Source organism: Neobacillus fumarioli NBRC 102428, from assembly GCF_001591485.1.
In the GTDB taxonomy this organism is placed as follows: Bacteria; Bacillota; Bacilli; order Bacillales; family Cytobacillaceae; genus Neobacillus; species Neobacillus fumarioli.
Map to the genome: position 1 here is coordinate 1 of NZ_BCUZ01000161.1, position 5424 is coordinate 5424.

The following is a 5424-nucleotide window of genomic DNA, read 5'->3' on the forward strand; positions in this document are numbered from 1 at the left end:
ACACTACCGCTTTTGGCATTTGGGGATTCATCTTTAAAGGAGGAAAAAAAGAATGAAGATTTATGTCGTATATGATAGTGAAGGAGATCATACAAAAACACTTGCTCATGCGATTGCGGAAGGGGCCAAAAAAGTAGATGGGACTGAGGTTTTTCTTGATCATGTCAGCAAGGCAGATATTTATAAACTTCCAGATATGGATGCAATTATCTGGGGGTGCCCAGGGCACTTTGGTACCATCAGTTCAGGGCTGAAAGCTTGGATCGACAGACTTGGCTATCTATGGGCTGAGGGCAAGCTGATTAATAAGGTCGGTGCAGTCTTTTGTACAACTGCTACTACCCATGGCGGAGTAGAAGCAACCATGCTGAACCTTATTACCCCGATGTTTCATCAAGGCATGATCGTTGTCGGCCTTCCCGGTAATATTACGGCAAATGCATTATATGGTTCTTATTATGGAGTAGGGATTACTTGTCCGGTGGAAAGCTCATCCATTATTCCAGAGGAAGGCTTGGAATTAGGCCGTGCACTGGATGAAAGGGTAGCGACCATCACAAAAGACCTGACAAGAACAAAATATGGTGATCGCCAATGATCTTTTTGTTCATTTTATTAATTATTCCGTACAAGATTTTCCTGACCTGCATGGCGATTTTCTTCCATTTTTTCTTGCATCAGATGATTTGCATTTTCTAAGAAGGAGGTGCAGCAGCTGCTTCTCTAACAGGTTCTTGTACACTTTCCTGTTCTCGATTCTTTTCAACTACATCAGCCTTCATGTTAAACGCAAATAAGGCAGCCATAATGATAACCGCAAATCTGAAACATTGTTTTCAGGCTTTTTTGCATTTGTGTGCTTTTTATATTAAAGATGCACAAATCGGAACAAGAATTTTAAGATTGGGGACTGAAAAAGTAAATAATCCTCAGTATTTATAATACATAGAGTTTACCGATAATAACCACATTGTTTTTATTTTACAAGAGTGTTGATTAATTAGAAAATTTGGAATAAAATTTTTTTGATGAAATATTTGTAAATATTGATTTAATAAAAGCTACATTAAAATAAAGGAGGACTACCATGGCACTTGAAAACTGGCATGTAAAATTAGAAGCTTTATATGATCAAATGGTGAAATGGAGAAGACATTTCCATCAATATCCTGAACTATCATTCGAAGAGGTAGAAACACCGAAATTAATTGCAAAGCTTCTGACCGAATGGGGAATTGAAGTGAGAACCGGTGTTGGCGGCCGCGGAGTAGTCGGGTTGATCAAAGGAGGAAAATCGGGAAAAACGGTTGCTTTAAGAGCTGATTTCGATGCCCTGCCGATCCAGGATGAAAAAGATGTACCATATAAATCCCTTTTTCCGGGTGTGATGCATGCATGCGGCCATGATGGTCATACTGCCACATTGCTGGGGATTGCCAAAGTTTTAAGTGAAGTGCGGGAAGAATTGCCTGGGAATGTTGTCTTAATCCACCAACATGCAGAAGAAAAGCCTCCGGGCGGGGCTGTACAAATGATTGCGGACGGATGTTTGGATGGAGTAGACGCGATTTTTGGTTATCATTTAGCAGCCCCCTCGCCGCTTGGATTCCTCGGAACAAGAAAAGGATCAGCAATGGCAGCAGCAGATTCCTTTGAGATTACGATTTACGGCAAGGGGGGCCACGGATCCAGTCCGCATCAAACGGTTGATTCCATCATCGTCGCCACACAAGTAATTAATCAGTTGCAGCTCATCGTCAGCCGACAAGTCGATCCGCTCAAAACGGCTGTTATTTCTATCGGGAGTTTCCATGCCGGCAACGCCAATAATGTCATTGCCGACAAGGCTGTGCTTACTGGTACAGTACGGAGCTTTGAACCGGAAGTAAGAGATTTTTTGGAAAAGGAAATCAAAAATGTCATCAACGGAGTTTGCGCAACTCATCATGCAAAAGCGGATATTCGCTATGAGCGGGGTTATTCCCCTGTTGTGAACCATGACAAAGAAACGGAACTTTTCTTTAAAGTCGCTAAAGACTTGTTTGGTCCTGATAGAGTAGCAGAGATCCCGCCAATTACAGGGGCCGAAGATTTTGCTGCCTATCTTGAAAAAGTACCGGGAGTATTCTTCCATGTTGGGGCCGCCAACCCTGACGGCCGGGAAATGTTTCCGCATCATCACCCGAAATTTGACTTTGATGAGCGTGCCATGGTAATTGCCGGAAAAACACTTTTAAGTATGACGTACCACTACTTAACAGAACAAAAGGAACTGAACGAATTAGTTGTTCAAGAAACATCTAATACACTTTAAAAACAACTTTGAGACTTCTCTTTCTATTAACAAATTTTGTTGAACAAGATCTTGACAATCTAAACTTTTTTTATTATCCTCTAAACAGCATTTATAATCTTAATAAACTTCGTATAACTCCAATAATATGGTTTGGAGGTCTCTACCAGGAACCGAAATTCCTGATTACGAAGGAAGTACAGATTTGTATTTTCTTCGCAATCAGGAATTTTTTTATTTTTTGTTTTTAAATAAAAATATATTTGGAGGTCAAAATGAACTTTTTTAAGTTGCCAAAAATCGAACTTCACTGTCATTTGGATGGAAGCGTTAGGATTCAAACCATTATGGATATTGCCCAAAGGGAAGGGATTCCATTACCATCTTTTGATCAGAAAGAGTTGCAAAAGGAGCTGGTTGCTCCCTTGGAGTGTGAGTCCCTTGAGGAATATTTAAAAAGGTTTTCTCTTCCAAATTTAGTCATGCAGTCCAAGGAGAGCTTAAGGAGAATTACTTTTGAGCTTTTTGAGGATGCAGCAAGGGAAAATGTCAAATATTTAGAGGTCAGATTTGGGCCGTTACTTCACACCTTAAAAGGACTAAATGTGGAAGAAGTTATCCAAAGCGTCATAAAGGGGATGAGGGATGCAGAAAGTTGTTACGAAATAAAGGGGAATATTATTCTGTCCTGCTTGAGGTCAATGTCTGTAGAAAGTGCATTTGAAGTGATTGAAAAAGGGAAAAGGTTCCTAGGAAAAGGCGTAGTAGCAATTGACCTATGTGCATCAGAAGAAGAAGGTTTTTGTAAAAGATTCGTAGAACCGATTCTCTTAGCTAAAGAATATGGCTATAGAGTCACGATTCATGCAGGTGAAACGGGTATAGGTAAAAACGTCCAAAAAGCAGTTGAATTGTTGGGTGCTGAAAGAATAGGACACGGAGTATTTATTAAAGACTGTGCGGAGGCTTATAGGAAAGTGAAAGAAAGACAGGTAATACTTGAAATGTGCCCAACAAGTAATGTCCAAACAAAAGCTGTTCAGCATTATTCTGAACATCCGATATATAAGTTTTATAAAGATGGAATAAAAGTAACAATAAATACGGATAACAGAACTGTATCTGATACGACAATGTCAAAAGAAATCCTTTTAGTAAACAAAGAATTTAACCTAAGCGAAGAGGATTACCGACAAATATATTTAAATAGTGTAGAAGCATCCTTTGCCGACCAAGAAACCAAAGAATGGTGCTTGGCACAATTTAGCTTTAGCAAAAGAGAAATAAGGTAGAATTACTGTAAAAACAGTGGTGGCAACTTTGGACAGAATCCCAGAAGGATCAGGTAACTCTGTCTAAAGTGGTGGCAACATCGGACAGAGTTCCTGAAGGATCAGGTAACTCTATCTAAAGTGAAAGTAACATCGGACAGAAAATGCCGAATCTACTGGTGAATTTGTCTGAAGTGTTCACGATTTCGGACAGAACCACCTAGGAAACTGAAAAATTTGTCCGAAACGGTCCTCCCTTTCGCCCCGAACATCAAGGGAATCATCAAACTAGTCCGAAACCTCCTCCGCTTCGGACACTTTTTTCCATGTAATCCTACAATTTGTCCAAAGTTTTTCACTCCATTTTGATCATGTGTCTTTTTTCATCGACCCTGCCCATTTTCCTTTAAACCTTATACATAAAAGATAAAGAATTAAGAAGAGGCAACATATATGTGCGCCTGGGTGAAGTTGTGTTGGAGACGGATTTACGGTAAGAGATTGTTTTGTTTCGGTTGTATATACTGTTGGTGATTCAGGCTTGCCATGAGAACGGAGAGATGATGAACAGCATTCGTCTGCAAAAAGGGCAGTACATCAAGGCGTCTGGAGATCTTGGCTACTGGGAAGGAAGGGAGAAACGGTATTCAAAAAGTATCCTTAAGAGGGTAGTTGATAAGTTGGCCGAAAAAATGCTTGATTTCCGCGGAAGAATAGAGTGACGAAATATTATTTCCTATTCTGAGATTCGAAGAAATCCAGAATAGCGCATCTGCCGATTTTTTTGCCTCCGTTTCACGAAACGATGCCACAACAAAGAGTAAACATGAGCGAAACCAATACGCAACTAAATCAAGAAAGTTTTTGTTCTACTACAAACCCAATATCTATGATTGAAAATAACGTGATACTAATCCACAAATTTACACCTCTAATTTGCCTGAGGATAAATAAGATTATAATGGCTACAAAAAATAAAATAACAGTTAAGAAAATTAGTTTACCGTCTTTTCTATTATTCTCAAATGAATTATCTATAATATCACCTCTATTTCCAAACTATTCTATAATAACTGACACCCCATATAAACCGCCATTCCCCAAATTATAAGGGCAGAGACTTGATTGATCTGTTTTAATAGTTTTTCATTTGAGCTGATTTGACCAATCTTTTTACCGCAAATCGCCAAAGCAAAAAACCAAATCCAGGAAACTATGATACAAGCTAGTGTAAACAGCCATCTCTCAAACCCGGAATAGGCCAAGGAGTTGGTACCAATTACCCCGATGGTGTCTAAAATGGCGTGAGGATTCAGCAGTGAAACAGAGGCAGCGAATAAAATTTGCCGTTTTGCGGAAAATGGGTTGGATTCTTGATCCTTTTTTACTTCCGGTGTATCTTTACACATTAGCCATCCCATGTAAGCTAGAAAAAGAAACCCCACCAAAAAGATCATAGTTTTTAGCCATTCAAAACGGAAAATGACAATCGATACACCGGCCACTGCCAGAAAAATAAGGATCGTATCACAGATCCCCGCTGTCAAAACAGCCGGTAGGGCACGGGTGAATTTTTTGTGAGTGGCTCCTTGATTAAATACAAAAACATTTTGTACGCCTAAAGGTAAAATTAAGCCAAAAGCGAGTATGAATCCGTGAAGAAATGATGTCATCATGTTCCCTCCATTCTTATTTAGCATAACGGAAAATAACTAATTTGTATCCGACCAATTGGATGGAAATGATCCCAACCTTTTTTGTACAATGAAAGAAAAGAATGGAGCTAGCAAAATGTCAGGGATGGATTGGAAACCACAAAAATCATCATTGCCCCTATATCTTCAAATTTATCATTATATC

At 39.3% G+C, this 5424-nt stretch carries 5 protein-coding genes and 1 riboswitch; of the genes, 4 read left to right on the forward strand and 1 reads right to left on the reverse strand.

Going from position 1 to position 5424, the window contains the following annotated elements; all coding sequences use genetic code 11:
* Positions 1-52: 52 nt before the first annotated feature.
* The 4 genes from BFU02S_RS14635 (at position 53) to BFU02S_RS14650 (ending at position 4286) form a co-directional block, all read left to right on the forward strand.
* Complete coding sequence (locus BFU02S_RS14635; protein ID WP_066372208.1) at positions 53-598, forward strand: NAD(P)H-dependent oxidoreductase; 546 nt, start codon at positions 53-55, stop codon at positions 596-598.
* A gap of 489 nt (positions 599-1087) precedes the next feature.
* Positions 1088-2314 (forward strand): M20 metallopeptidase family protein, encoded by a 1227-nt coding sequence (locus BFU02S_RS14640; protein ID WP_066372211.1) that lies wholly within the window; start codon positions 1088-1090, stop codon positions 2312-2314.
* An 89-nt stretch (positions 2315-2403) separates the two neighbouring features.
* A riboswitch (purine riboswitch) is annotated at positions 2404-2502 on the forward strand.
* Positions 2503-2568: 66 nt separating this feature from the next.
* On the forward strand, positions 2569-3585 hold the full coding sequence (add, locus tag BFU02S_RS14645) for an adenosine deaminase (RefSeq protein ID WP_066372213.1): 1017 nt from the start codon (positions 2569-2571) through the stop codon (positions 3583-3585).
* A 485-nt stretch (positions 3586-4070) separates the two neighbouring features.
* Positions 4071-4286 (forward strand): hypothetical protein, encoded by a 216-nt coding sequence (locus tag BFU02S_RS14650; RefSeq protein WP_066372215.1) that lies wholly within the window; start codon positions 4071-4073, stop codon positions 4284-4286.
* A gap of 342 nt (positions 4287-4628) precedes the next feature.
* Here the strand turns inward: BFU02S_RS14650 and BFU02S_RS14655 are convergent, their stop codons facing one another.
* Positions 4629-5237 (reverse strand): LysE/ArgO family amino acid transporter, encoded by a 609-nt coding sequence (locus BFU02S_RS14655; RefSeq protein ID WP_066372218.1) that lies wholly within the window; start codon positions 5235-5237, stop codon positions 4629-4631.
* Positions 5238-5424 lie beyond the last annotated feature (187 nt).

Coding starts and splice junctions, on each gene's coding strand:
- BFU02S_RS14635 (WP_066372208.1), top strand. CDS start 53: ATGAAGATTTATGTCGTATATGATAGTGAAGGAGATCATACAAAAACA.
- BFU02S_RS14655 (WP_066372218.1), bottom strand. CDS start 5,237: ATGACATCATTTCTTCACGGATTCATACTCGCTTTTGGCTTAATTTTA.
- add (WP_066372213.1), top strand. CDS start 2,569: ATGAACTTTTTTAAGTTGCCAAAAATCGAACTTCACTGTCATTTGGAT.
- BFU02S_RS14640 (WP_066372211.1), top strand. CDS start 1,088: ATGGCACTTGAAAACTGGCATGTAAAATTAGAAGCTTTATATGATCAA.